This is a genomic window from Flavobacterium aurantiibacter, assembly GCF_002251775.1.
GTDB lineage: Bacteria > Bacteroidota > Bacteroidia > Flavobacteriales > Flavobacteriaceae > Flavobacterium > Flavobacterium aurantiibacter.
In genome coordinates this window covers 1-1,142 of the sequence record NZ_NOXX01000017.1, presented here as the reverse complement: position 1 = coordinate 1,142, position 1,142 = coordinate 1, and the positions used below count along the sequence as shown (strand labels likewise).

Sequence of the window (1,142 nt, the reverse complement as noted above, 5' to 3'; positions counted from 1 at the left end):
CGGTCGTAAAATTCGGTCGCTTCTACGATTAAACGTTCTAATTCTAGCTCTTCGGCATAACAGTTTTGTAAATTAGTCGTAAATATGTTAAAAGCACTAGACCAATTTTTCTAAAATCTCATTTAGAACCCCAATAACTTAAAAAGACAAGTTGTAGTTTAATTATACTTGACCTTCCCTATTTTTTTTAGCTAAATCTTTCAGATAGCTTATTCACAAATGCCGAAGATAATTTACTTCGCTAAAGAATTAGTTGGTACTGTATGATTTTTTTCATGCTCAGGAAACAACTTCTTTACAGCAGGCCAAAATCCATTTTCTTGTACTGAAGCAAAAAATATTATGAAGAATAAAATTATGGCTACAACAACTGTTTGTGCTCCCTTGACAATCACCGCCATGCCGAAACCAGCCCACGGTCCTTTTGGTGGTGGTGGAATTAGAGGGTTGATAATTTCGCGCAGCGTATCCTGTTGGTTTATTAACATCTGCTTTTCCATATCTTCCAATTCGGCATCCACAGTTCTTGATATGAAGTCTGAAAGTAACTGCTCGGCTTGAATGCGATAAGAAGAAATATGATTTTCTGCGGAAATATAAAAAGTTTCTAATTCTTTTTCAGTCGGTATTCTGCCTTCGTTTCCCTCTTTAAACTTTTCGATAAATTTAATTTTCGAAGTCTTATAAAGGCTGTACGTAATATGACCAATCATATCATTTTCACCTTCGACGATTTGACTGTAAAAAAAGCTGAATCTCTTTTCAGCGTTCATGTTTGAGAAATTGAGCTTTTATAGATTGTTCATAGGCGTTTTTTATATCACTTGGCGATAAGTTAATTTCGTATTGTCGACCAGAATATGTGGTCTTAATAACAACACTACCCGCCGCTTGATTTTCGGAAGAAAATCTTAGTGATCTGCTCTGTTTAACTAAGCTCTCATTAGCTCTTCGTACAGCAGCAACCGATACTTTTCTATTTTTTTCTTGCTTTGCCATAACACAAAAATAATGAAAAAACTAAAACAAAATGCTTTACTATAAATCTCTGCAAAGAGATCTTTTCGAAGACATTTTTTATCTTTTAAAATCTTAACTACTCATTGTAACGCGCAATTTCGCGGTCGTAAAATTCGGTCGCT

The 1,142-nt window shown here is 34.7% G+C and carries 2 protein-coding genes; both read right to left on the bottom strand.

The genetic code is table 11. The annotated features are described in order from the left end of the window. Positions 1–233: 233 nt before the first annotated feature. On the bottom strand, positions 234–773 hold the full coding sequence (locus tag CHX27_RS00145; protein WP_094484774.1) for a hypothetical protein: 540 nt from the start codon (positions 771–773) through the stop codon (positions 234–236). Beyond that, the gene (locus tag CHX27_RS00140; RefSeq protein WP_094484773.1) at positions 763–999 is read right to left on the bottom strand and encodes a hypothetical protein; all 237 of its coding nucleotides are present in this window, start codon (positions 997–999) and stop codon (positions 763–765) included. Before CHX27_RS00140 ends, CHX27_RS00145 begins: the two co-directional genes overlap by 11 nt. Positions 1,000–1,142: the final 143 nt, after the last annotated feature.